Raw genomic sequence first — 20746 nt, forward strand, 5'->3', positions numbered from 1 at the left:
TCGGCGCAGAGGCGCACTTCGATGGCGTGGCCGCTGAAGCTGAGGTCGCGGTAGCGATAGGGAAGACGCTCGCCCGTCGCGACGCGCAGTTGCCATTCGACGAGGTCGATGCCCGTCACCATCTCGGTCACCGGATGCTCCACCTGCAGGCGCGTGTTCATCTCCATCAGGTAGAACGACGAAACCTGCCCCGGGCTTGACCCGGGGTCGCCATCGAGCAGGAATTCCACCGTCCCGGCGCCTGCGTAGCCGGCCGCGCGGGCCAGTTCGATGGCGCATTGGCCCATGGCTTCGCGCAACTGCGCATCCACGGCGGGACTCGGCGTTTCCTCGATCAGTTTCTGGTGGCGGCGCTGCACCGAGCAGTCCCGCTCGCCGAGGTGGATGCAATTGCCGTGCAGGTCGGCGAAGACCTGTACTTCGACGTGCCGTGGCTGCAGCAGCGCGTGTTCCAGCAGCAGCTCGCCGGAACCGAAGGCGGATCGCGCTTCCGAGCGCGCCGACTGCAGCGCGGCAAGAAGCTGCGACTCCTCGGTGACGAGGCGCATGCCGCGGCCGCCGCCACCCGCCGCGGCCTTCACCATCAGCGGGAATCCGATGTGCTGCGCCTCCATCAGCAGGCGCGAGTCCGACTGGTCCTCGCCCTCGTAGCCGGGCAGGCAGGGGATGCCGCGGGCCTGCGCGATGCGCTTCGCGCTCGACTTGCTGCCCAGCATGCGGATCGCCGCGGCCGGCGGGCCCACCCAGGTGAGGCCGGCGTCCTCCACGGCCTGCGCGAAGTCCGCGTTCTCGCTGAGGAAGCCGTAGCCGGGATGCACCGCGTCCGCACCGGCCTGCCTGGCGGCGGCAACCATCTTGTCGATGCGCAGGTAGGAGTCGACGGAAGCGTTGCCGCCGAGGGGGACGGCTTCGGTGGCCTCGCGCACGTGCAGCGCGTTCGCGTCCGCCTGCGAATACACGGCGACCGTCTCCAGCCCCATGCGATGCGCGGTGCGGATGATGCGGCGGGCGATCTCCCCGCGATTGGCGACGAGCAGGCGTCTCACTTCTTCACTGCGCTCCCGGCCGTTTCGCGATGCCCATCAGCTTCGCGAGGATGCCCATCATCACTTCGTCCGCGCCGCCGCCGATCGAGGCCAGCCGCCCGTCGCGGTACATGCGCGAGACCTTGTTCTCCCACGTGAAGCCCATGCCACCCCAGAACTGCAGGCAGGTGTCGGGCACCAGGCGATTCAGGCGGCCGGCCTTCAGCTTGGCCATGGAGGCGAGCTCCAGGACGTCCTGGCCCTGCACATAGAGGTCGCATGCGCGGTAGGTGAGCGCGCGCAGCGCCTCCACTTCGGTCTTCATCTCGGCCAGCTTGAACTGCACCCATTGCTGGTCGGCCAGCGCGGCGCCGAACAGCTTTCGCTCCTGTGCCCATTCGATCGTCCACTGGATGCAGTGGGTCAGCGACTGCAGGCAGCTCGCCGCGGCCCAGAGGCGCTCTTCCTGGAACTGCTGCATCTGGTAGATGAAGCCCTGGCCTTCGGCGCCGACGCGGTAGCGCTGCGGCACGCGGACTTCGTCGAAGTAGATCAGGCCGGTGTCGGAGCTGTTCATGCCGATCTTGCGGATCTTGCGTGCCACCTCGATGCCGGGGCGCAGCTTGCCGTTCTCGCGCATCGGCACGATCACCAGGCTCTTGTTCCTGTGCACCGGGCCCTCGCCCGTGTTCACCAGCATGCACATCCAGTTGGCCTGCAGGCTGTTGGTGATCCACATCTTCTGGCCGGTGATCACGTAGTCGTCGCCGTCCTTGCGCGCGCGGCTCTTGATGCCGCTCACGTCGCTTCCGGCCGCGGGCTCGCTGACGCCGATGCAGGCCACCATGTCGCCCGCGATCGCCGGCGCCAGGAACTCGCGCTTCAACTCCTCGCTGCCGAAGCGCGCCAGCGCGGGCGTCGCCATGTCGGTCTGCACGCCGATGGCCATCGGCACGCCGCCGCACTCGATGTGGCCCAGGGCCTCGGCCATCGCGACCGAGTAGGAGTAGTCGAGGCCGGCGCCGCCGTATTCCTCGGGCTTGGTGAGGCCGAGCAGCCCGAGCTCGCCCAGGCGCTTGAACACCTGGTGGGCGGGGAAGATCTCCGCCTCCTCCCACTCGTCGACGTGCGGGTTGATCTCCTCGGCGATGAAGCGCTCGAGGGTCTTCTGGATCTCGAGATGTTCGTGCGTGTAGTGCATGGTCGTCTCCTCTGTCCTTGTCATCCCGGGCTTGACCCGGGATCCATGGATTGCGGGTCAAGCCCGCAATGACAAAGATCGGTTCTCACATCCGTGCCACACCGAACTGCATCGGCCGCAAGGACTTCGCCTCTGCCTCCGCGATCGTCTCCAGGCAGAACGCCAGCACGGCACGCGTGTCGCGCGGATCGATCACGCCGTCGTCCAGCACCAGGCCCGAGGTGTAGAAGGCATCCGACTGCGCTTCGAACACCGACACGATCTTGTCGAATTGCGCCTGCGACTGCGCCGCGTCGGGCTGCTGTCCTTTGCGCGCCAGCGCCGCCTCGGTGACGATCTGCATGGTGCGCGCCGCCTGCTCGCCGCCCATCACCGCGGTCTTCGCGCTCGGCCAGCTGAAAAGGAAGCGCGGCGCATAGGCGCGGCCGCACATGCCGTAGTTGCCGGCGCCGAAGGAGGCACCGCACTGGATGGTGATCTGCGGCACGGTCGCATTCGTCACCGCCTGGATCATCTTGCTGCCGTGCTTGATCATGCCATCCTGCTCGCTCTCCTTGCCGACCATGTAGCCGGTGGTGTTCTGCAGGTAGACGATGGGGTGCCCCAGCTGGCACATCCACTGGATGAAATGCGTGGCCTTGTTGGCCCCGGCCACGTCGATCGGTCCGTTGTTGCTGACGAAGCCCACGGCGTGGCCGTCGAGGCTGCCTTGCGCGCAGACGGTGGCGGCGCCGTAGAGCGGTTTGAATTCGAGCAGCGAGTCGTCGTCGACGAGGCGCAGCATGATGTCGCGCATGTCGACGGGTTCGCGGAGGTTGGGGGGCATCAAGCCCAGAAGGTCTTCGCGAACTCCACCCTCACCCCGACCCTCTCCCGCTTGCGGGAGAGGGAGAGGTAGCCCCCTCTCCCGCTTGCGGGAGAGGGCTGGAGTGAGGGCCAGACGCGCCACCACTTCCCTCGCCATCCCCAACGCTTCCCGATCATCCTCCGCCAGGTACTCCCCCAGCCCCGACACGCTCGCATGCATCTCCGCGCCCCCGAGCTCCTCCTCGGTCGCCACCTCCCCCGTCGCGGCCTTCAACAGCGGCGGCCCCGCCAGGAACGCCCGCGAGCGCCCGCGCACCAGGATCACGATATCGCTCAGCCCCGGCATGTAGGCGCCGCCGGCCGTGCCCGATCCGTGCTGCACGGTGATCACCGGGATGCCCGCCGCGGACAGGCGCGCGAGATTGCGGAACAGCGCGCCGCCCTGCACGAAGCCTTCCACGCGGTACTTCATGAGGTTGGCGCCGGCGCTCTCCACGAGATGCAGGAAGGGCAGCTTGTTCTGCAGCGCGAGCTCCTGCACGCGCAGGATCTTGTCGAGGCCCATCGCCTGGATCGCGCCGGCGTCGATGCCGGAATCGCTCGCCACCACCATGCAGCGCACGCCGCGCACGAAACCGATGCCGGCGATCATGCCGCCGCCGGGGACGGAAGCGTCCGCCTCCTTCGTGTCCTGCAGGTAGCCGGCCAGCGTGCACAGGGGCAGGAAAGGCATGCCCGGATCGAGCAGCAGGCCGACCCGCTCGCGCGGAAGCAACTGGCCGCGCTTCTCGAAGACGGCACGCGCTTCGGCGGACTTGTCGGCGGCGCGCTGTTCGAGGGCGCGCAATTCGGCGACGCGGGCGCGCATGGCCTCGCGGCGCGCCTGGACGGCCGGTCCCTCCGGATTCCAGCGCGATTCGAAACTCATGGCTGGAACACCTTGGGCGCCTTGTAGCGATGGAAGCCGTCGAAGGGCTTCACCGCGTCGCGCTGCTGCACCTCTTCGGACGCCGCCACCTGGCCCCATCCCGCGCGCACCTGCGGCCGCGCGCCGTCGATGCGCAGCACGCTGCCGCTGATGAAGGCGGCCGCCGGCGACAGCAGGAACACGATGCCGGCGGACGTCTCGGCCTCGTTGCCGAAGCGGCCGGCGGGCACCGTCTCGCGCATCTCGCGCAGCATGGGGCCGGCTTCCGCAGGGTACTGGTCCATGCCGCTCGATGCGATGTAGCCGGGGGCCACCGCGTTGACGCGCACGCCGCTCTTCGCCCATTCCAGCGCCGCGGTCTCGGTGAAGCTCACCATGCCGGCGCGCGCCGCGCCGCTGTGCGCCATGCCGGGCATGGAGCCCCACATGTCGGCCACGATGTTGACGATCGCGCCGCCATGCGCCTGCATCGACTGCAGGTAGCACTCGCGCGCGAGGAGGAAGCCGCCGGTGAGGTTGGTCGCCACCACGGCGTCCCAGCCCTTGGCGCTGATCTGCTCCAGCGGCGTGATGTACTGGCCGCCGGCGTTGTTCACCAGGCCGTGGATGTGGCCGAGGGTGGCGGTGACGGCCTGCACGACGTCCTGCACGGCCTGCTCGTCGCGGATGTCGCAGGCGTGGAAGCTGCAGCGGCCGCCGTCGCTGACGATCTCTTCGGCCACCGTCTGCAGTTTGTCCAGCTTGCGCCCAAGCAGCACCACGTGCGCGCCCAGCGAAGCGAGCTCGTGCGCGGTGCAGCGGCCGATGCCGGAGCCGCCGCCGGTCACCAGGATCACCTGGCCGGCGAACAGGCCGGGACGGAACACCGAACGGTAGACACTCATGCACGCTCTCCGATGAACAGGGCCAAGGCGGCCGAAGTCAGGTCGTCCAGGCTAGCCTCCTTGCGGCGATCAAACCATTGCACCGACCAGTTCAGCGCGCCGAAGATCATGAGCCGCGCCAGCTTCACGTCGGCCTTCAGGCGGCCGGCGTCGTGCAGCGCCTGCAGCACGGGCATCCAGACGCCCTCGTAGTCGCCGCGCAGGCTGGTGAGGGATGCCCGCTGCCGCGGCGAGATCGAACGCGCCTCGTACAGCATGACGGGGATGAAGTCGCTGCCGGTGCCCAGCAGCACTTCGAAATGGTGGCGCACCAGCAGCCGCAGTTGCTCGGCGGGACGCAGCGCGTCCATGCCGGCGGCGGCGATCGCCTGCCGCTGCCGCTCGACCGCATGCCGCATGCCCTCTTCCATCACGGCGAACAGGAGCGCCTGCTTGCTCTTGAAGTGATAGAAGGGAGAGCCGCTCTGCATGCCGGCGGCGGCGGCGATGTCGCGCGTGCTGGTGCCGTCGAAGCCCTTGCGGCGGAACAGGCGGGCGGCACCGCGCAGCAGGGCGCGCCGCCGGTTGCCGTCGTCACGCTCGTCGACCGTCTTGCGCGGCCGTCCGCGCGGCCGCTTGGGGGCAGCGGCGGCGCGGGGAGCGCGGCGGGCGGAGGCGGTCTGCATGCTGCGGGGATCATGACAGACGGTTGCAATTTCAGCAAGCAAGTGCTTGGTGAAAAAGGAAGTTCGTCATCCCCTGGTCCTCGTCATCCCCGCACAGGCGGGGATCCAGGGCCTCCAGGACGCGCGCGCAGCGCGCTGCCTTCCATGCCCTGGGCCCCCGCCTGCGCGGGGGTGACGGCTATTTCCGCTTCAACGCAAACTGCACCGTCGGCAGCGACCAATCCCCGAAATCCGGCCCCAGGGCGATCTCCCCGCTGTCGTGCAGCACGCAGTCGTCGCGCCGCAGCGTCTGTTCCGTCGGCGCGCCGTTGAAGCGCACGCAGGTGCCGAAGCTGCTCATGTCCACCAGCACGAAGGCCTCGTTGCGCCACTCGATGCGCGCGTGCAGGCGCGAGACGCGCGGGTCGTGGACCACGAATTCGGCTTCGCGGGCGCGGCCCAGGTGCACCGGCATTTCTTCGCCGCCGAATTCGCCCACCACGTCGAGGTAGCGCAGCTCGATGCTCAGGGCCGGTGCGCCGCGCAGCAGCCGCTGGGGCGACGCGCCGAAGCCGGGCAGCGTCATCATGTCGGTGGAGGTGTCTTCCTGCCACTCGACGCGGTACAGGTTCAGGGGCTGCGCCTTGCCGCGGATCGGCACCGGGCCCAGCGCATGGAAGCGCGCGCCGGGCGGCGGCAGCTGCGCCTGGTCGACGACGCCGTCGGTGGTCCAGATCTGGCGCGCGCCCGAGAGGTCGGACAGCCGGGAAGCGACGTTCACCGCGTCGCCGTAGCAGTCGCCATCCACTTCCACGATCTCGCCGCAGGCCAGGCCGACCTGCAGCTGCATCTGGTGCGCCGGCGCACGCCGCGCCTGCCGTTGCGCGTGCTCGCGCTGCAGCCGCACCACGGCCTCGAGCGCACCTTCGGGGGCGGGGAACACCGCCAGCACGCCGTCGCCGAGGGTCTTCACGACGCGGCCGCCGTGGTCGCGGCAGACCTCGCCGATCCAATCGGTGAGCGACGTGATGGTGCGGGTGGCCGCCTCGTTGCCGAGCGTCTCGAACACGCCCGTGCTGCCGGTCAGGTCGGCGAACACCACCGTCGTCGTAGCCGTCATGTGCTCCCGCTGCCTCCGTGCCCCGCTTTCCTGCGGCGGCGCAGTGTAGCAAGGCATTCGGCAAGGTATGGCGCGGTGCGACTGCCGGGGGCCTCGGCCACCTCGAACGGCGTGCCGGCGGCGACGACGCGGCCGCCCTGCTCGCCCGCTCCCGGGCCCATGTCGACCACCCAGTCGCTCTGGGCCACCATCCGCATCTCGTGCTCCACGATCACCACGGTGTTGCCCTCGTCCACCAGCTTCTGCAGTTGCGCCATGAGGCGGTCGGCATCGGCCGCATGCAGGCCGGTGGTCGGCTCGTCGAGCACATAGAGCGTGTCGCCGCGATGCATGCGCTGCAGCTCGGTGGCGAGCTTGATCCGCTGCGCCTCGCCGCCGGAGAGTTCCGTCGCCGGCTGGCCCAGGCGCAGGTAGCCCAGGCCGATGTCCTGCAGGACCTGCAGCGGTCGCAGGATGGAGGGCTCCTGCGCGAAGAAGGCGGCCGCTTCGTCCACCGTCATGCCCAGCACTTCGGCGATGTTGCGCTCCTGCCAGCGGATCTCCAGCGTCTGCGCGTTGTAGCGCGCGCCGTGGCACTGCGGGCAAGGCGCGTAGACACTGGGCATGAATAGCAGTTCCACCGAGACGAAGCCCTCGCCTTCGCAGGTCTCGCAGCGGCCCTTGGGCACGTTGAAGGAGAAGCGGCCCGGATCGTAGCGCCGCTTGCGGGCGGCCGGCGTGGCGGCGAACAGCTTGCGCACGGCGTCGAAGAGACCCGTGTAGGTGGCGAGGTTGGAACGCGGCGTGCGGCCGATCGGCTTCTGGTCCACCTGCACCAGCCGCCGGATCGCAGCGGTGTCGCCCGCGAGCTTGCCGGACCAGGTGCCGTCGCGGGCATCGGGCGCCATCAGGTCGTCGGCCTCTTCCTCTTCGCTGGCGAGGTCGCTGCCCAGGTGCTGCGCCACCAGTTCCAGCAGGGCGCGCGTGACCAGCGTCGACTTGCCGGAGCCGGACACGCCGGTCACCGCCGTCATGCAGCCGACGGGGACCGCCGCGTCCAGCCCTTCCAGGTTGTTGCGCGTGATGCCTTCCAGCCGCAACCAGCCGCGGGCCTGGCGCGGCTCGCGCTGCGGCATCTCCACTTCCCCGAACAGGTGCCGCCGCGTCTGCGATTCCTTGACCTTGGCCAGGCCCTGCGGCGGACCGCTGTACAGCACCTGGCCGCCGCGCTCGCCCGCCGCCGGGCCCACGTCCACCAGCCAGTCGGCGCGCCGCATCAGGGCGAGATCGTGCTCCACCACGAAAACCGAGTTGCCGCTTTCCTTGAGACGTCGCAAGGCGGTGAGCAGCGCCTCGGCGTCGGAGGGATGCAGGCCGGCCGACGGTTCGTCCAGCACGTAGATCACGCCGAACAGCTGCGAGCCGAGCTGCGTGGCCAGGCGCAGCCGCTGAAGTTCTCCCGGCGACAGCGTCGGCGTGCTGCGGTCGAGCGAGAGATAGCCGAGCCCGAGCTCCACCAGCGTCTGCATGCGCGCCAGCAGGTCGTGCGCCAGCCGCTGGGCCGCAATGCGCTTCTCTTCCGACACGCCGGAAGTGAGGCGCACGTCGGGCGCGGCGGTATGCGCCGAGCCGCCCTTGGCGACGCGCGACTTCGTCGCCTGCCGCGACGCCGAGCGCGTGAGCGTGTTGCCCGCCTGCGCCACGGCCTCCAGCCGCCCTTCCGCCGCCGGCCGCAGGATCGTCGCCACGTCTTCGAGCGGCAACTGCGACAGCGCGCCGATGTCGTGGCCGGCGAAGGTCACGGCCAGCGCTTCCGGCTTCAGCCGCTTGCCCTGGCATACCGGGCATGGCGTGCTCACCATGAACTGCGACACGCGCTTCTTCATCATCGCGCTTTGCGTCGTCGCGAAGGTATGCAGCACGTAGTTGCGCGCGCTGGTGAAGGTGCCCATGTACGCCGGCTCCATCTTCGAGCGCAGCGCCGCCTTGGTCTCCCTGGGCGTGAAGCCCGGATAGACCGGCACGTTGGGCGTCTCGTCGGTGAAGAGGATCCAGTCGCGCAGCTTGCGCGGCAGGTCGCGCCAGGGCGTGTCGACGTCGTGGCCCAGGGACACCAGGATGTCGCGCAGGTTCTGGCCGTGCCAGGCCGGCGGCCAGGCGGCGATCGCGCGGTCGCGGATCGACAGCGAGTCGTCCGGCACCATCGAGGCCTCTGTGGCGTCGTATACGCGGCCCTGGCCGTGGCAGTGGGGGCAGGCCCCCTGCGGCGTGTTGGGCGAAAAGTCCTCCGCGTACAGCATGGGCGCGCCGTGCGGATAGTGGCCCACGCGCGAATAGAGCATGCGCAACAGGCTGGAAATGGTCGTGACGCTGCCGACGGAGGAGCGTGTGCTGGGCGTGCCGCGCTGCTGCTGCAGGGCCACCGCGGGTGGCAGGCCGTCGATGGAGTCCACCTCGGGCACGCCGGCCTGGTCGATCAGCCGTCGCGCATACGGCGAGACCGATTCCAGGTAGCGCCGCTGAGCCTCGGCATAGATGGTGCCGAAGGCGAGCGAGGATTTGCCGGAGCCCGAGACGCCGCTGAACACTACCAGCGCGTCGCGCGGCACGTCGACGTCGACGTCCTTCAGGTTGTGCTCGCGTGCGCCGCGCACGCGCACGAAGCCGCCTTCGCGCGCCGCCGGCCTGTCTTGCCGATCGGCTTCGCCGCCGGCGGGTGCGTGTCTTTCTTTTCCCATGTTCCCCGCACCGTAGAGACAACGCGGCTCGCAGGGCCGGGGACTGAGGCGGAAAGTGTTGTAGGAGCGGCACCTCCTAAGATAGGCGGATGCCTGACCTGCCCACCCCCGTCGCCCGCCGCCCCGTGCACACCCGCACCATCCGCTTCGACGGCTTCCTGCGCGAAGATGACTTGTGGGACATCGACTGCGAGTTGCGCGACACCAAGGCCGAGCCCATCCAGATGCGCGAGAAGGGCCTGCTGCCGGCGGGCGAGCCGGTCCATTTCCTGCGCGTGCGGTTGACGGTGGACGACCAGTTCACCATCCGCGCGGTGCAGACCGGCGTGCTGGACGTGCCGTTCACCGAATGCCATGCCGCTGCCGGCGATCCCATGCAGAAGCTCGTCGGCCTCACCATGGGCCCGGGCTGGCGCAGGAAGATCGAAGGCGCGATCGGCGGCGTGGGCGGCTGCACGCATTACCGCGAGCTGGTGTTCAACGCCGCGACGGCGGCGTTCCAGATGATCCCGCATTACCGGTCGACGCAGGGTGGCAAGAAGGACGACGGTCCGGCGAAGGACGGCAAGCCGCCGTTCTACATGGGGCAGTGCATGACGTGGGCGTTCGAGGGGCCGGTGGTGCAGCGGTTGGCGCCGCAGTTTCATCGGAAGCAGGAGTCGTGATTGCGTCGGGGTTCGGCCTTCGGCGCTCACCCCGACCTACGAATGCACGGTATCCCGTAGGGCGGCGGTGAGCGCGCGAAGCGCCGAACCCCGCCGACCGCGAAGCGTCACGACACCTTCGCCCGCTCGAGCAGCAACTCCCGCTCACGAACATTCCCGGCAAGCTCCGCCGCCGCCAGAAATTCATCGCGCGCTTCTTCCTTGCGCCCCAGCTTCGCCAACAAATCCCCCCGCACGCTCGGCAGCCACTGATACCTCTTCAGCGCCGGCAATTCCCGCAACCGATCCACGATCTCCAGCGCCGCCGCGGGCCCGTCCGCCATCCCCACCGCCACGGCGCGATTGAGCTCCACCACCGGCGAAGGCGCGGCCTCGTTCAGCGTCGCATACAGCGCCGCGATGCGCTTCCAATCCGTTTCCCCCGCAGTCCGCGCCCGCGCATGGCACGCCGCGATCGCCGCCTGCAAGGCATACACGCCGCGCTCGCCCCCGAGCGAACGCGAGCGCTCCAGCGCCGCCAATCCGCGCCGGATCAGCAAGGGATCCCACCGTGTGCGATCCTGGTCGGCCAGCAGGATCGGCCGGCCCTCGCGATCCACCCGCGCATTCATGCGCGACGCCTGCAGCTCCATCAAGGCGACGAGTCCCTGCACCTCCGGCGCGTCCGAGGCGATCTCCGCCAGCATGCGCCCGAGGCGCAGCGCTTCCTGCACGAGGTCCTGCCGCATCCAGTCGCCACCGGCCGTCGCGGTGTAGCCCTCGTTGAAGACCAGGTACACCACCTCCAGCACCGACGCCAGGCGCGGCGCCAGTTCCTCGCCGTGCGGCACCTCGTACGGCACCCTGGCCTCGCCAAGCGTGCGCTTCGCCCGCACGATGCGCTGCGCGATCGTCGCCTCGGGAACGAGATAGGCCCGAGCGATCTCGTGCGTCGTGAGGCCGCCCAGCAGCTTGAGCGTGAGCGCCACCCGCGCATCGGTGGACAGCACCGGATGGCACGCGGTGAAGATCAGCCGCAGCAGGTCGTCGCCGATGTCGTCCTGGCGCGCGGCATCGAGCGCATCGACGAAGTCGGGCACCACCAGCGCTTCCTGCGCCTCGAGGTCGTGCACCAGTTCCTCGTGCTTGCCGTCCTGCATCCTGCCGCGGCGCAGGTGGTCCAGCGCCCGGCGCTTGGCCGTGGTCATCAGCCAGGCGCCGGGCTTGTCGGGGATGCCTTCGCGGGGCCAGTGCTCCAGCGCCGCGACCAGCGCGTCCTGCGCGAGCTCTTCCGCCACGCCGACATCGCGCACCATGCGGGCCACGACGGCGACGATCCTGGCGGCGTCGATGCGCCAGACCGCGGCGATCGCCTGGTGCGTGGCCGAGTGCATGGACTCAGGCTTGCGGCGGCTGGGCCTGCGGATCCATCCACGCCAGCTCCCAGACGTGGCCGTCGAGGTCCTCGAAGCCGTGGCCGTACATGAAGCCGTGGTCCTGCGGCGGGTTCGGCGCGGTGCCGCCGGCGGCGAGCGCATTCCGCACCAGCATGTCCACTTCGGCGCGGCTGTCGCAAGACAGGCACACCAGCACCTCGGTGCTCTTCTTCGCGTCGGCGATCGGCTTCTTCGTGAAGGTCTGGAAGAAGGGTTCCACCAGCAGCATCGCGTAGATGTCTTCCGCGATCACCATGCAGGCGCCCTGCTCGTTGGTGAACTGCGGGTTGAAAGTAAAACCGAGCTCCCGGAAGAAGCCCTGCGAGCGCTTCATGTCCTTGATCGGAAGGTTGACGAAGATCTTGCGTCCCATGGTGTGCTCCTCCTACTCCATGCCGATCTTGCGGAAACGCTCCGCGGTCTGGTCTTCCACCAGGCCGTCGAAGTCCTCCAGTTCGTACAGCTGCCGCACCTCGATGTGGCAATTCACGCCTTCGCGGATCGGATTCGGGAAGCGCTTGGTCCACTCGACCGCCTCGTCGCGGGTGCGCGTCTGGATCAGCGTGTAGCCGGCGACCAGTTCCTTGGTCTCGGCGAACGGCCCGTCGACGATGCTGCGCTTCGTGCCGTCGTACTGCACGCGCCAGCCCTTGCTGCTCGGTTGCAGGCCGGAGCCGTCCAGCAGCACGCCGGCACGGGCGAGTTCCTCGTGGTAATGGGCCATGGCCTGGAACAGCTTCTCGCTGTCCGGGGGGAAGCGGCCGGCTTCCGAATCGGCGGTGGCCTTGACCAGGATGATGAAACGCATGGGGTGCTCCTTTCCGTGGGTGGGAAGCAGCGCCTCGCCGCCGCCTCCGATCACACGACGAACGTCGCGGCCGGGAATCGACAAGCTGCCGGGCCGGTACAAACCCTTACAGGAAGCAGGGACCGGTCTCGCGGACTTCCACCGTCGCCCATTCGGCGGCGGGGCACTCGCGCGCGATGGCGAGCGCTTCCTCGCGCGTCTTCACATCGAGCAGGAAGAAGCCGCCGACCATCTCCTTGGCCTCGGCGAAGGGGCCGTCGAGCACCTGCGCCTTGCCGCCGCGCACCTGCACGCGGCTGCCTTTCTGCTGCGACACGAGCGACTCCACGGCCAGCAGCTTGTCCTGCGACTTCAGGCGGCGCGCGAATTCGGTCATGCGCCCGAACACCGCTTCGCCCTCCTCGCGGGTGCGCGTGCCGCGCTGTGCCGGGTCTTCGTGGATCAGGAGCATGTAGGACATGCGGCGGATCATAGGGCCCGCCCTGCAGTGGTGCAACTCAGGCGCGCACGCGCGTGAGCATCCTGCCGATCACGGCCAGCGCCGCGATCACGTACGCGAGCGCCGCCGGCACCCACATGATGAGGCCGCCCAGTTGCTGGTCCTCCACCGGGTCGAAACCGAGCGCCGAAGTCGCATCGAGGTAGGGCGCATACCAGGCCGTGGGCGCGAGGCTCAGCAGCGCACCGAGCGCGCTGGTGTGCATCATGGTCGCGAAGAGACAGGCAGCCGAATGCCCGGGGCCGTAGCGCCCGCGCGGATCGTGTCCCAGCACCGACCACCAGAAGAACAGCGCGGTGACCAGGAAGGACAGGTGCTGCGCGATGTGCACCGGTTCGTGCAGCAGCGCGGCGTCGAAGGCGAAGGGGATGTGCCAGACCCACAGCGCCGCGGCATGCAGGGCGAAGGCGACGAGCGGATCGGTCATCGCCGACCAGAAGCCGACCCAGCCCCGTCGCTGGAACCAGCGGCCGACCGCGCGCCGCTGGGCAGGCGGCAGCGCCCAGGTCCAGGTCGCCAGCGGCCGCCCCAGCACCAGCAGCGGCGCGGACACCACCATCAGCAACTCGTGCTGCACCATGTGCGCGGAAAAGAGCCGGCTGCCCAGCGGGTCGAGCGGCGTGACCAGCGCCGCGAACAGCGACAACCACCCGAGCGCGAACCACCCGGCCTGCTGCGTGCTCACGCCGCGGCCGCGTCCCGCGCTGGCCCACAGGCGCCGCACGCCGATCGCATAGCCGGTCGCGGACACCGCGAACAGGAGCAGCAGCCACCCTTCGGTGTTCCACGTGGTCCAGACGGGCGCCAGGGCACTCTGCTCCGACACATGCGCCCGCACCAGGCAGGGCGACAACAGCATCGCAGCGATCAGAGCGTTGCGCACGGCGACAGCACCCAGATCGCGAACCACATGGCGAGGATCACCAGCGCGGAGAGCGCCCCCACCGCCGCCGCCATGCTGGCGAGGAAACGTCGCGGCACCGGCGTGCGGGCTTCGTCGCTGTCGTGCGAGGCAGGCTCGCGCCGGTGCATCGAGGACTCCGCGAAGGCGAGCACCGCCAGCACCACCACGATCGCGAGCGCCACGGCGGCGACCAGGTGCATGGCCAAGCGCACCTGCGCGCCGCAGGAGGGCGTCACCATCGAGTACAGCACGCTCTGCGTCGCCAGTGCGACGGTGGGCGCCGCCACCAGGGCCAGCCAGCTTTTCATGCTCACAAGGTGCGCGCGCCCCAGTAGACGACGAGCCAGATCGGGATCCAGGCGGCCACCACGAAGTACCAGTAGAACGAGTTCTCGCTGACGTCCACGTAGCGCTTGCCGTCCAGCGGCCCCTTGAAGAACAGCACCGTCAGCACGATGGTGTCCAGCAGGTCGGTGACGATGTGCGTGGTGTGCAGGCCCATCAGCAGCCACACCACCGAACCGTAGGCGCTGCTGTCCCAGCGCACGTTGAGCGTGGCGAACTCGAAGCCGCGCACGATGGTGAAGCCGACGCCGAACAGCACGCTGACCACCAGCCAGAACTGCACGCCGCGCAGGTTCAGTTTCTCCCCGGCCTTCTGCGCCATGATCGCCGGGAAGACGCTGACGACGAGGATGACGGTGTTGACGATCCCCCAGAGCAGGTCCGGCGGGTTGGAGCTGATCGGCCAGGTCTCCTGGTGGCTGCGCAGGTAGAAGTAGGCCATGACCGCCAGCGCGAACACCGTGCCCTCGATGGCCATCACGCCCAGCGTGCCCCACCACATCAGGCTGCGGTGGCCGAACACGATGGTGGGCAGCCCGGAAACGTCGAGCGCCCGGCTCCTCGCGACGGCGCGCTCGTTCATGGGGCGCGCTCCAGGGCCAGTTCCTCCTCGGCTTCGCGCCGGTTCGGCCAGAACCAGGCGATGAGCGTGATCGCGACCGGGATCGTCCCCCAGACGATCGCCCAGGGCGAGAAGATCGAGCCGATGAACAGGATCGTCGTCGCCACCGCGGCCAGGAAAGGCCAGGGGCTGGGTTCGGGGAACATCATCCGGCAGTCCGGCCGGCCTTCGGCCACCGTGGTGGACAGCACTTCGCGGATGTCGGCGGCCAGTCCGGCCACGTGGTCGGGCTGTCCTTCCGGCACGCCCTGCCACAGGGGATCGCGACCGTGCACCACCGGCAGCGCGACGAAGTTGCAGATGCGCGGCGGCGAATCGGCCATCCACTCCAGCGTGCCTGCGCCCCAGGGGTCGCGGCCTGCAACCAACCCGCGGCGACCGCTGCGCACCGCGTTGACCAGTGTCAGCAGGATGCCGGTGGCGAGCGTCACCGCGCCGGCGGTGGACAGCAGGTTCAGGTTGCCCCAGCCCATCTCCGCGGGGTAGGTGTAGATGCGCCGCGGCATGCCGTTCAGTCCCAGCAGGTGCATCGGGAAGAAGGCGACGTTGAAGCCGGTGAACATCAGCCAGAAGCTCCAGCGCCCGAGCCGCTCGGACATCATGCGGCCGGTGAACTTGGGGAACCAGTAGTACAAGGCGCCGAACAGCGGGAACACCGCGCCCCCGAGCAGCACGTAGTGCAGGTGCGCGACGACGAAGTAGGTGTCGTGCACCTGCGCGTCGAGCGAGACGGCGGCGAGCATCAGCCCGGTCATGCCGCCCAGGACCAGGATGAAGAAGAAGGACAGCACGTAGAGCAGCGGCACCTTGAAGTTCAGGCGGCCGGTCCACAGCGTGGCGATCCAGCAGTAGATCTGGACGGCCGTCGGGATCGCGATCATCAGGCTCGCCGCGGTGAAGAAGGTCTTGCCCAGCTCCGGCACGTTGGTGGCGAACATGTGGTGCACCCACAGGCCGAAGGACAGGAAGCCGGTGGCGACGATGGACAGCACCATCGCCGTGTAGCCGAACATCGGCCGCCGCGCGAAGGTCGGGATCATCGCGGACATGAAGCCCAGTCCCGGCAGGAAGATCAGGTAGACCTCGGGATGGCCGAAGAACCAGAACAGGTGCTGCCACAGCAGCACGTCGCCGCCTTCGCCCGGGTTGTAGAAGTGGGTCGCGACCAGCCGGTCCAGGATCAGCATGGAGCTGGCGAGCGCCACGGCCGGCATGGCGAACAGGATCATGAAGGCGGTGACCAGCATCGCCCACACGTACAGCGGGATGCGGTTGAGGCTCATGCCCGGCGCCCGCATCTTGAACACGGTGCAGATGACGATCACCGCATCCAGCAGCGCCGACACCTCGGTGAAGGTGATCATCTGCGCCCAGAAATCGGTGCGCTTGCCCGGGCTGTATTCGGGGCCGGCCAGCGGGGGATAGGAGAACCAGCCCGCCTCCGGGCCCGTGTTCAGGAAGAACGCGATGAAGATCGTCACGCCGCCGAACAGGAAGATCCAGTACGAGTAGGCGGTCAGGCGGGGGAACGCGGTGCTGCGCGTTCCCAGCATCAGCGGCACCAGGTAGATCGCCACTGCCTGCATCACCGGCACCGCGAACAGGAACATCATCGTGGTGCCGTGCATGGAGAACACCTGGTTGTACAGGTCCGGATCCATCAGCGTGTTGCCGGGCCGCGCGAGCTGCATTCGCATGGCGGCGGCCATCAGCCCACCGAGGGCAAAGAACACCAGGCAGGTCACCAGGAAGCGCCTGCCGATCGCCTTGTGGTTGACCGCGCAGAACCAGCCCCGGAAGCCGGGCGGGTCGCGCCAGGTGTCGTCCAGCAGGCGCGCGACCAGCTCGCCGCCGGCCAGGCCGTCCTTGACCTGGCCCTTGTGCGGGTGCGGCATCTCGCCGAGCGGACCGCGGCGCCTTTCCTCCACTCCGGTCATCTGAGCGTTCCCATGTAGGCGACCAGCGCGGCGAGGTCCTCGCTGGACATCGGGTTGGCCGGCATGTTGACGCCGGGCTTGTGCCGGTGCGGATCGGCGATCCAGCTGGCGACGTTGCCGGGCGTATTGGGCAGCGTGCCGGCGCCGATGGTGCGGCGGCTGGCGAAGTGCGTCAGGTCCGGCGCCTTGCGGCCCTGCGCGATCGTGCCCTGCACCGCGTGGCACATCGCGCATTGGGTGGACTGGAACAGCTGCTGGCCGCGCTGCGCGCTCGCATCGGCGGGTGCCGGCGGCGGCGCGAGCTGTGCGCGGCGCCAGTTCTCGAAGTCCTGCGGCGCGTGCGCGTGCACCTCCAGCGCCATGAAGGCGTGCTGGAAGCCGCAGAACTCCGCGCACTGGGCGCGGTAGATGCCGGGCTTGTCGGCACGGAAGGTGAGCGTCGCGGTGCGGCCCGGGATCAGGTCGCGCTTGCCGGTGAGGCTGGGGATCCAGAGGCTGTGGATCACGTCGCCCGACTTCAGTTCGACCACCACCGGCCGGCCCACCGGCACGTGGATCTCGTTGGCCGCCTCGAAGGTTTCGTTCACCGGGCCGCCGGTGTACGTCACCTTCCACCACCATTGCAGCGAAGTCACCCGGACGTTGATCGCGTCCTTCAGCGGCAGCCGCGCCAGCGCGCGGTCGGTGAACACGCTGGCGGCGAGCAGCACCAGCAATCCCAGCACCGAAGCAGCGACCGCCGCGGTGACGATGCGGCGCGGACGCGGCTCCGGCACATTCACCGCGCGCAGGTCGGGTGCTTCCTGCATGTGGATGCGCGGTGCGCGCCGGATCGCCAGGATCAGCGCGGCCAGCACCGCGACGAACACCACGCCGCAGACCAGCAAAAAGATGCGCCAGAGGTCGACGACGTGGCCGGCCTGCGGGCCGAAGGCGTTCAGTGCGTCATGCACGCCCGGGCTCATCGCACCTCCATGGCCTGCTCGGAGGCGGACTGGCCCTTCTGGATCGCGGGCTGCGGCGAGCGGAAGTTCTCCGGCTTGCCCGAATAGAGCGAGTCGGTCCGCGACGGCGCGACATCGGTGCGCACGGCGCCGCCCATGGCGCGCACGTAGGCGACGATCTTCCACACCTGGTCGTCGGGGATGTGGCCGCCGAAGGAGGGCATGCCATCGGGCCGGCCGCGGGTGATGGTCTCGAACAGGCTCTGCGGGTCGCTGCCGTAGCGCCATTCGCTGTCCATCAGCGGCGGGCCGATGTTGCCGCCGCCGCTGGCGTGGCAGCCCGAGCAGTTGTACCAGCGATAGAGGCGCTTGCCCTCGTTCACCGCGAACGCGTTGTCGTCGTACATGCTGACGTTCTCGGCGGCCGGCTTGACGTTGCCGGCGAGCGCCATCGCGGGCTGGTTGGGGCTCAGGCGAACGACCGATTCGTTGGGGCCGGTGTTCTCGCGCTCGGCGCGGAAGTGACGCTCCTCCCGCTCGCAGCCGGCGAGCAGCGCGAGCGCGGCCAGCAGCCACGGCCAGCGCGTCATGGCTTGTCCTCCACGCGCGGTACGCCGTAGTCGGCCAGGATGCGGTCGAGGTCGGACTGGCGGCGCGCGATGAAGTCGTCGAGCCGCGCGCGCAGCGTTTCGTCGCCGCGTCGCACGCCCATCGCGATCGCGAAGGAGAAAGGCTGCTTCTTCAGCGACGGCGGCGGCGGGACGTAATGCAGCTGCAGCGGCAGGCCGGCCCGGCGCGCGTAGTAGCCGGCCTGCGGGCCCCAGACGAAGGCCGCATCGAGTTCTCCACGTGCGATGGCGTGCACGATGCGCGCGGCGACCGGCTCGTCGCCGGGGATCGGATAGCCGACCACGTTGTCGACCACGCCGGACCGCGCGAGCGCATGCCCCGGCGGCGTGGCCGCGAGGTCGTCGCCCACCAGCTGCACGCCGATGCGCCACTGCCGCAACCGCGGATCGTCGAAGCCGCGCGGCGGGGCGCGATCGCCGGCGACTTCCACCAGCATGTAGCTGGAGCGGTAGTAGGGCCGCGTGTTGGATGTGCGCTCGAACTCCACCGGAACGCCGACGATCAGGTCGCACAGACCCGCGCCCATCGTCTTGCGCACGAAGCCGCGGCGGTCGGGCAGCCAGGCGTATTCCAGCGGCAGGCCGAAGTCCTCGGCGACCAGCCGGGCGATGCGGTTCTCGAAGCCGCTGCCGTCGGCGCGCGAGTACGGCAGGTTGTCGGGGTCGGCGCAGACGCGCAGGGACTGCGCCGATGCCGCCGCCGCGGCACAGGCGAACCAGGCGACGGCGAGGCGCTTCACTTCGCGCCTCCCCGCAGGCTGAACACGTAGAGGTGGCCGCCGCGCCGGGTGTGCGCCGGCAGGTCGCGCATCGTGGTCGCGAATCCGCCGCCCGCGGTGGCATCGCGCGCATCGAGGTTGCCCGACACGATCGCGCCGGCCCAGCCGCCGACACCCGCCAGCACGGCGACGTACTGCTGTCCATCGGGTCCGCGGAACGTGACCGGCTGGCCGATGATCCCCGACTCGCCCTTGAATTGCCACAGCAGCTTGCCGCTGCGCGCGTCGAGCGCCTTGAACCAGCCGTCCATGGTGCCGTAGAAGACGACGTCGCCGGCGGTCGCCAGCGCGCCGCTCCACACCGGGAAGCGTTCCCGGACGTCCCAGGCCTTGCGCTGATTCACGGGGTCCCAGGCGGTGAACACGCCGCGGTTGCCCCCGGGACCGGGGTACATCTTCACGTCGGCGCCGACGAAGGGCGTACCCGCGATGTAGCTCGCCTCGTAGGTGATCGCGTCCTGGCACAGGTTCTGGTGCGGGATGTAGAGCAGGCGCGTGCGCGGCGACCAGGCCGAGGGTTGCCAGTCCTTGGCGCCGGGCGAGGCCGGGCAGATGCTGCGCACCGTCTCGCCGGCGCGCGGGTTCTTCGCCGCGTTGTACTTCAGCGCGCCGGTCTGCAGGTCGACGCCGCTCGACGTCGTCGTGTGCACGAACGGCGTCGCGGAAATCACCTGGCCGTTGCCGCGGTCGATGACGTACAGGTAGCCGTTGCGGTCGGGCCGCAGCAGCACCTTGCGGCGCGCTCCCTGGATCTCGAGGTCCACGACGATGTTCTCGTTGACGCCGTCGTAGTCGTGCAGGTCGTGCGGGCTGGTCTGGTAGAACCAGACCGCTTCGCCCGTGTCGGGCTTGCGCGCGAACAGGCCCGAAGTCCACTTGTTGTCGCCGGGGCGCTGGTCCGGATTCCAGGGGCCGGGATTGCCGGTGCCGTAGAAGAGCAGGTCCAGTTCGGCGTCGTAGGAGATGAAGCCCCACACGGTGCCGCCGCCGATCTTCCAGGCCTCGCCGGGCCAGGTGCTGACGCCCAGGTCCTTGCCCTGGTCCGATTTGTAGAAGGGCTTGAAGGCGGGGCCAATCAGCACGTCCTTGTCCGGCCCCGTGTTGTAGGCACGCCAGGCGATGCGGCCGCTGGCGGCATCGAGCGCGGTGATCCAGCCGCGCACGCCCATCTCGCCGCCGCTGTTGCCGACGAAGACCTTGCCCTTCACCACCTGCGGCGCCATCGTCATGCTCTCGCCGAGCTTGATCTCGCCGAGCTTGGTGCGCCACAGCTCCTTGCCGGTCGTCGCGTCGAGGGCGACGGTGTGGTTGTCCAGCGTGTTGAAGAACAGGCGGCCTTCGGCGTAGGCGGCGCCGCGGTTCACCGTGTCGCAGCAGGCCACGCCTTGCGAGGCCGCGTCCGGTTTGGGGTCGATCTTCCACTTCAGCGGAAAGCCCGGCTTCGTGAGGTCGAACGCGAACACCGGGTTCGGGTACGGGCCCACGACGAACATCGTGTTCCCGGCAATGATCGGCGCGGCTTCGTGGCCGCGGTCGAGGCCGGTGGGATAGTGCAGCGCGAGCTTCAGCTGCCCGACGTTGCCGGCATCGATCTGCGCGAGATTGCTGAACCGGGTCAGCCCCGGGTCCTTGCCCGCGGTGCGCCACTCACCGTCGTCGGCCGGCGGCTGCGCCCACGCGCTCGCCACGGACACGGCGGCCAGCAGGGCCGACAAGGTACGCCTCAACTTCATCTCCCGGTATGAATGAAGCCCCTGGCCCTCGCCGCGCCGTGCGCGGACTCCGACTGTTATCGGGCCGCCGCAGCGGCTCTGCTTTTATGCGGCGCAGTGTACACAGCGCTCACGCGTTTGGGGGCGTGGCTGCGCTGTGT

20 protein-coding genes are annotated in these 20746 nt (G+C 69.3%); 1 reads left to right on the forward strand and 19 read right to left on the reverse strand.

The genetic code is table 11. From position 1 onward, the window contains the following. The 7 genes from VF522_RS12275 to VF522_RS12305 all read right to left on the reverse strand — a co-directional run. On the reverse strand, nt 1-1046 hold a 1046-nt coding region (locus tag VF522_RS12275; RefSeq protein ID WP_330908555.1), incomplete at its 3' end, for an acetyl-CoA carboxylase biotin carboxylase subunit. A gap of 4 nt (nt 1047-1050) precedes the next feature. Continuing rightward, entirely contained in the window at nt 1051-2226 is a 1176-nt protein-coding gene (locus VF522_RS12280; protein ID WP_330908556.1) for an acyl-CoA dehydrogenase family protein, read from the reverse strand. A gap of 85 nt (nt 2227-2311) precedes the next feature. Continuing rightward, nucleotides 2312-3961: an acyl-CoA carboxylase subunit beta gene (locus VF522_RS12285; protein WP_330908557.1), complete on the reverse strand. Its 1650-nt coding sequence runs from the start codon at nt 3959-3961 to the stop codon at nt 2312-2314. Beyond that, nucleotides 3958-4845 (reverse strand): SDR family oxidoreductase, encoded by an 888-nt coding sequence (locus VF522_RS12290; protein ID WP_330908558.1) that lies wholly within the window; start codon nt 4843-4845, stop codon nt 3958-3960. Before VF522_RS12290 ends, VF522_RS12285 begins: the two co-directional genes overlap by 4 nt. After that, the gene (locus VF522_RS12295; RefSeq protein ID WP_330908559.1) at nt 4842-5510 is read right to left on the reverse strand and encodes a TetR/AcrR family transcriptional regulator; all 669 of its coding nucleotides are present in this window, start codon (nt 5508-5510) and stop codon (nt 4842-4844) included. Before VF522_RS12295 ends, VF522_RS12290 begins: the two co-directional genes overlap by 4 nt. Before the next feature lie 178 nt (nt 5511-5688). Then, nucleotides 5689-6609, reverse strand: coding sequence for an adenylate/guanylate cyclase domain-containing protein (locus VF522_RS12300; RefSeq protein ID WP_330908560.1), 921 nt, complete (start codon nt 6607-6609; stop codon nt 5689-5691). Further along, entirely contained in the window at nt 6606-9326 is a 2721-nt protein-coding gene (locus VF522_RS12305; protein WP_330908561.1) for an excinuclease ABC subunit UvrA, read from the reverse strand. The genes VF522_RS12300 and VF522_RS12305 overlap by 4 nt, the downstream gene beginning before the upstream one ends. A gap of 89 nt (nt 9327-9415) precedes the next feature. Here VF522_RS12305 and VF522_RS12310 point away from each other — a divergent pair, with 89 nt between their 5' ends. Then, nucleotides 9416-9991, forward strand: a complete 576-nt coding sequence (locus tag VF522_RS12310) for a DUF2889 domain-containing protein (protein ID WP_330908562.1) — start codon at nt 9416-9418, stop codon at nt 9989-9991. A 107-nt stretch (nt 9992-10098) separates the two neighbouring features. Here the strand turns inward: VF522_RS12310 and VF522_RS12315 are convergent, their stop codons facing one another. The 12 genes from VF522_RS12315 to VF522_RS12370 form a co-directional block, all read right to left on the reverse strand. Continuing rightward, a complete protein-coding gene (locus tag VF522_RS12315) occupies nt 10099-11364 on the reverse strand; it encodes an RNA polymerase sigma factor (protein WP_330908563.1) in 1266 nt (421 codons plus the stop codon). A gap of 4 nt (nt 11365-11368) precedes the next feature. Beyond that, nucleotides 11369-11779, reverse strand: a complete 411-nt coding sequence (locus tag VF522_RS12320) for a VOC family protein (RefSeq protein WP_330908564.1) — start codon at nt 11777-11779, stop codon at nt 11369-11371. Nucleotides 11780-11791: 12 nt separating this feature from the next. Further along, nucleotides 11792-12214 carry a YciI family protein gene (locus VF522_RS12325; RefSeq protein ID WP_330908565.1) on the reverse strand — a complete coding sequence of 141 codons (423 nt, stop codon included), beginning with the start codon at nt 12212-12214 and terminating at the stop codon, nt 11792-11794. A gap of 106 nt (nt 12215-12320) precedes the next feature. Continuing rightward, the gene (locus VF522_RS12330; protein WP_330908566.1) at nt 12321-12674 is read right to left on the reverse strand and encodes a YciI family protein; all 354 of its coding nucleotides are present in this window, start codon (nt 12672-12674) and stop codon (nt 12321-12323) included. Between the two features lie 37 nt (nt 12675-12711). Next, on the reverse strand, nt 12712-13572 hold the full coding sequence (locus tag VF522_RS12335; protein WP_330908567.1) for a cytochrome c oxidase assembly protein: 861 nt from the start codon (nt 13570-13572) through the stop codon (nt 12712-12714). A gap of 8 nt (nt 13573-13580) precedes the next feature. After that, nucleotides 13581-13925: a hypothetical protein gene (locus VF522_RS12340; RefSeq protein ID WP_330908568.1), complete on the reverse strand. Its 345-nt coding sequence runs from the start codon at nt 13923-13925 to the stop codon at nt 13581-13583. A gap of 2 nt (nt 13926-13927) precedes the next feature. Next, on the reverse strand, nt 13928-14545 hold the full coding sequence (locus VF522_RS12345) for a cytochrome c oxidase subunit 3 (RefSeq protein WP_330908569.1): 618 nt from the start codon (nt 14543-14545) through the stop codon (nt 13928-13930). Next, nucleotides 14542-16479 (reverse strand): cytochrome c oxidase subunit I, encoded by a 1938-nt coding sequence (gene ctaD / locus VF522_RS12350; RefSeq protein WP_414709513.1) that lies wholly within the window; start codon nt 16477-16479, stop codon nt 14542-14544. The genes VF522_RS12345 and ctaD overlap by 4 nt, the downstream gene beginning before the upstream one ends. A gap of 38 nt (nt 16480-16517) precedes the next feature. After that, nucleotides 16518-17474 carry a cytochrome c oxidase subunit II gene (coxB, locus tag VF522_RS12355; protein ID WP_330908571.1) on the reverse strand — a complete coding sequence of 319 codons (957 nt, stop codon included), beginning with the start codon at nt 17472-17474 and terminating at the stop codon, nt 16518-16520. 8 nt (nt 17475-17482) lie between these two features. Next, a complete protein-coding gene (locus VF522_RS12360) occupies nt 17483-18055 on the reverse strand; it encodes a cytochrome c (RefSeq protein ID WP_330908572.1) in 573 nt (190 codons plus the stop codon). Then, a complete protein-coding gene (locus VF522_RS12365; protein ID WP_330908573.1) occupies nt 18052-18834 on the reverse strand; it encodes a quinoprotein dehydrogenase-associated putative ABC transporter substrate-binding protein in 783 nt (260 codons plus the stop codon). Before VF522_RS12365 ends, VF522_RS12360 begins: the two co-directional genes overlap by 4 nt. After that, complete coding sequence (locus VF522_RS12370; RefSeq protein ID WP_330908574.1) at nt 18831-20606, reverse strand: methanol/ethanol family PQQ-dependent dehydrogenase; 1776 nt, start codon at nt 20604-20606, stop codon at nt 18831-18833. The genes VF522_RS12365 and VF522_RS12370 overlap by 4 nt, the downstream gene beginning before the upstream one ends. Nucleotides 20607-20746 lie beyond the last annotated feature (140 nt).

It is taken from the genome of Ramlibacter sp. (assembly GCF_036383835.1).
Taxonomy (GTDB): domain Bacteria; phylum Pseudomonadota; class Gammaproteobacteria; order Burkholderiales; family Burkholderiaceae_C; genus Ramlibacter.

Bases quoted from the DNA above. Each gene is read 5' to 3' on its own strand.
- VF522_RS12280 (WP_330908556.1), bottom strand. From the start codon at position 2,226: ATGCACTACACGCACGAACATCTCGAGATCCAGAAGACCCTCGAGCGC.
- VF522_RS12285 (WP_330908557.1), bottom strand. From the start codon at position 3,961: ATGAGTTTCGAATCGCGCTGGAATCCGGAGGGACCGGCCGTCCAGGCG.
- VF522_RS12290 (WP_330908558.1), bottom strand. From the start codon at position 4,845: ATGAGTGTCTACCGTTCGGTGTTCCGTCCCGGCCTGTTCGCCGGCCAG.
- VF522_RS12295 (WP_330908559.1), bottom strand. From the start codon at position 5,510: ATGCAGACCGCCTCCGCCCGCCGCGCTCCCCGCGCCGCCGCTGCCCCC.
- VF522_RS12300 (WP_330908560.1), bottom strand. From the start codon at position 6,609: ATGACGGCTACGACGACGGTGGTGTTCGCCGACCTGACCGGCAGCACG.
- VF522_RS12305 (WP_330908561.1), bottom strand. From the start codon at position 9,326: ATGGGAAAAGAAAGACACGCACCCGCCGGCGGCGAAGCCGATCGGCAA.
- VF522_RS12310 (WP_330908562.1), top strand. From the start codon at position 9,416: ATGCCTGACCTGCCCACCCCCGTCGCCCGCCGCCCCGTGCACACCCGC.
- VF522_RS12315 (WP_330908563.1), bottom strand. From the start codon at position 11,364: ATGCACTCGGCCACGCACCAGGCGATCGCCGCGGTCTGGCGCATCGAC.
- VF522_RS12320 (WP_330908564.1), bottom strand. From the start codon at position 11,779: ATGGGACGCAAGATCTTCGTCAACCTTCCGATCAAGGACATGAAGCGC.
- VF522_RS12325 (WP_330908565.1), bottom strand. From the start codon at position 12,214: ATGCGTTTCATCATCCTGGTCAAGGCCACCGCCGATTCGGAAGCCGGC.
- VF522_RS12330 (WP_330908566.1), bottom strand. From the start codon at position 12,674: ATGTCCTACATGCTCCTGATCCACGAAGACCCGGCACAGCGCGGCACG.
- VF522_RS12335 (WP_330908567.1), bottom strand. From the start codon at position 13,572: ATGCTGTTGTCGCCCTGCCTGGTGCGGGCGCATGTGTCGGAGCAGAGT.
- VF522_RS12340 (WP_330908568.1), bottom strand. From the start codon at position 13,925: ATGAAAAGCTGGCTGGCCCTGGTGGCGGCGCCCACCGTCGCACTGGCG.
- VF522_RS12345 (WP_330908569.1), bottom strand. From the start codon at position 14,545: ATGAACGAGCGCGCCGTCGCGAGGAGCCGGGCGCTCGACGTTTCCGGG.
- ctaD (WP_414709513.1), bottom strand. From the start codon at position 16,479: ATGCCGCACCCGCACAAGGGCCAGGTCAAGGACGGCCTGGCCGGCGGC.
- VF522_RS12360 (WP_330908572.1), bottom strand. From the start codon at position 18,055: ATGACGCGCTGGCCGTGGCTGCTGGCCGCGCTCGCGCTGCTCGCCGGC.
- VF522_RS12370 (WP_330908574.1), bottom strand. From the start codon at position 20,606: ATGAAGTTGAGGCGTACCTTGTCGGCCCTGCTGGCCGCCGTGTCCGTG.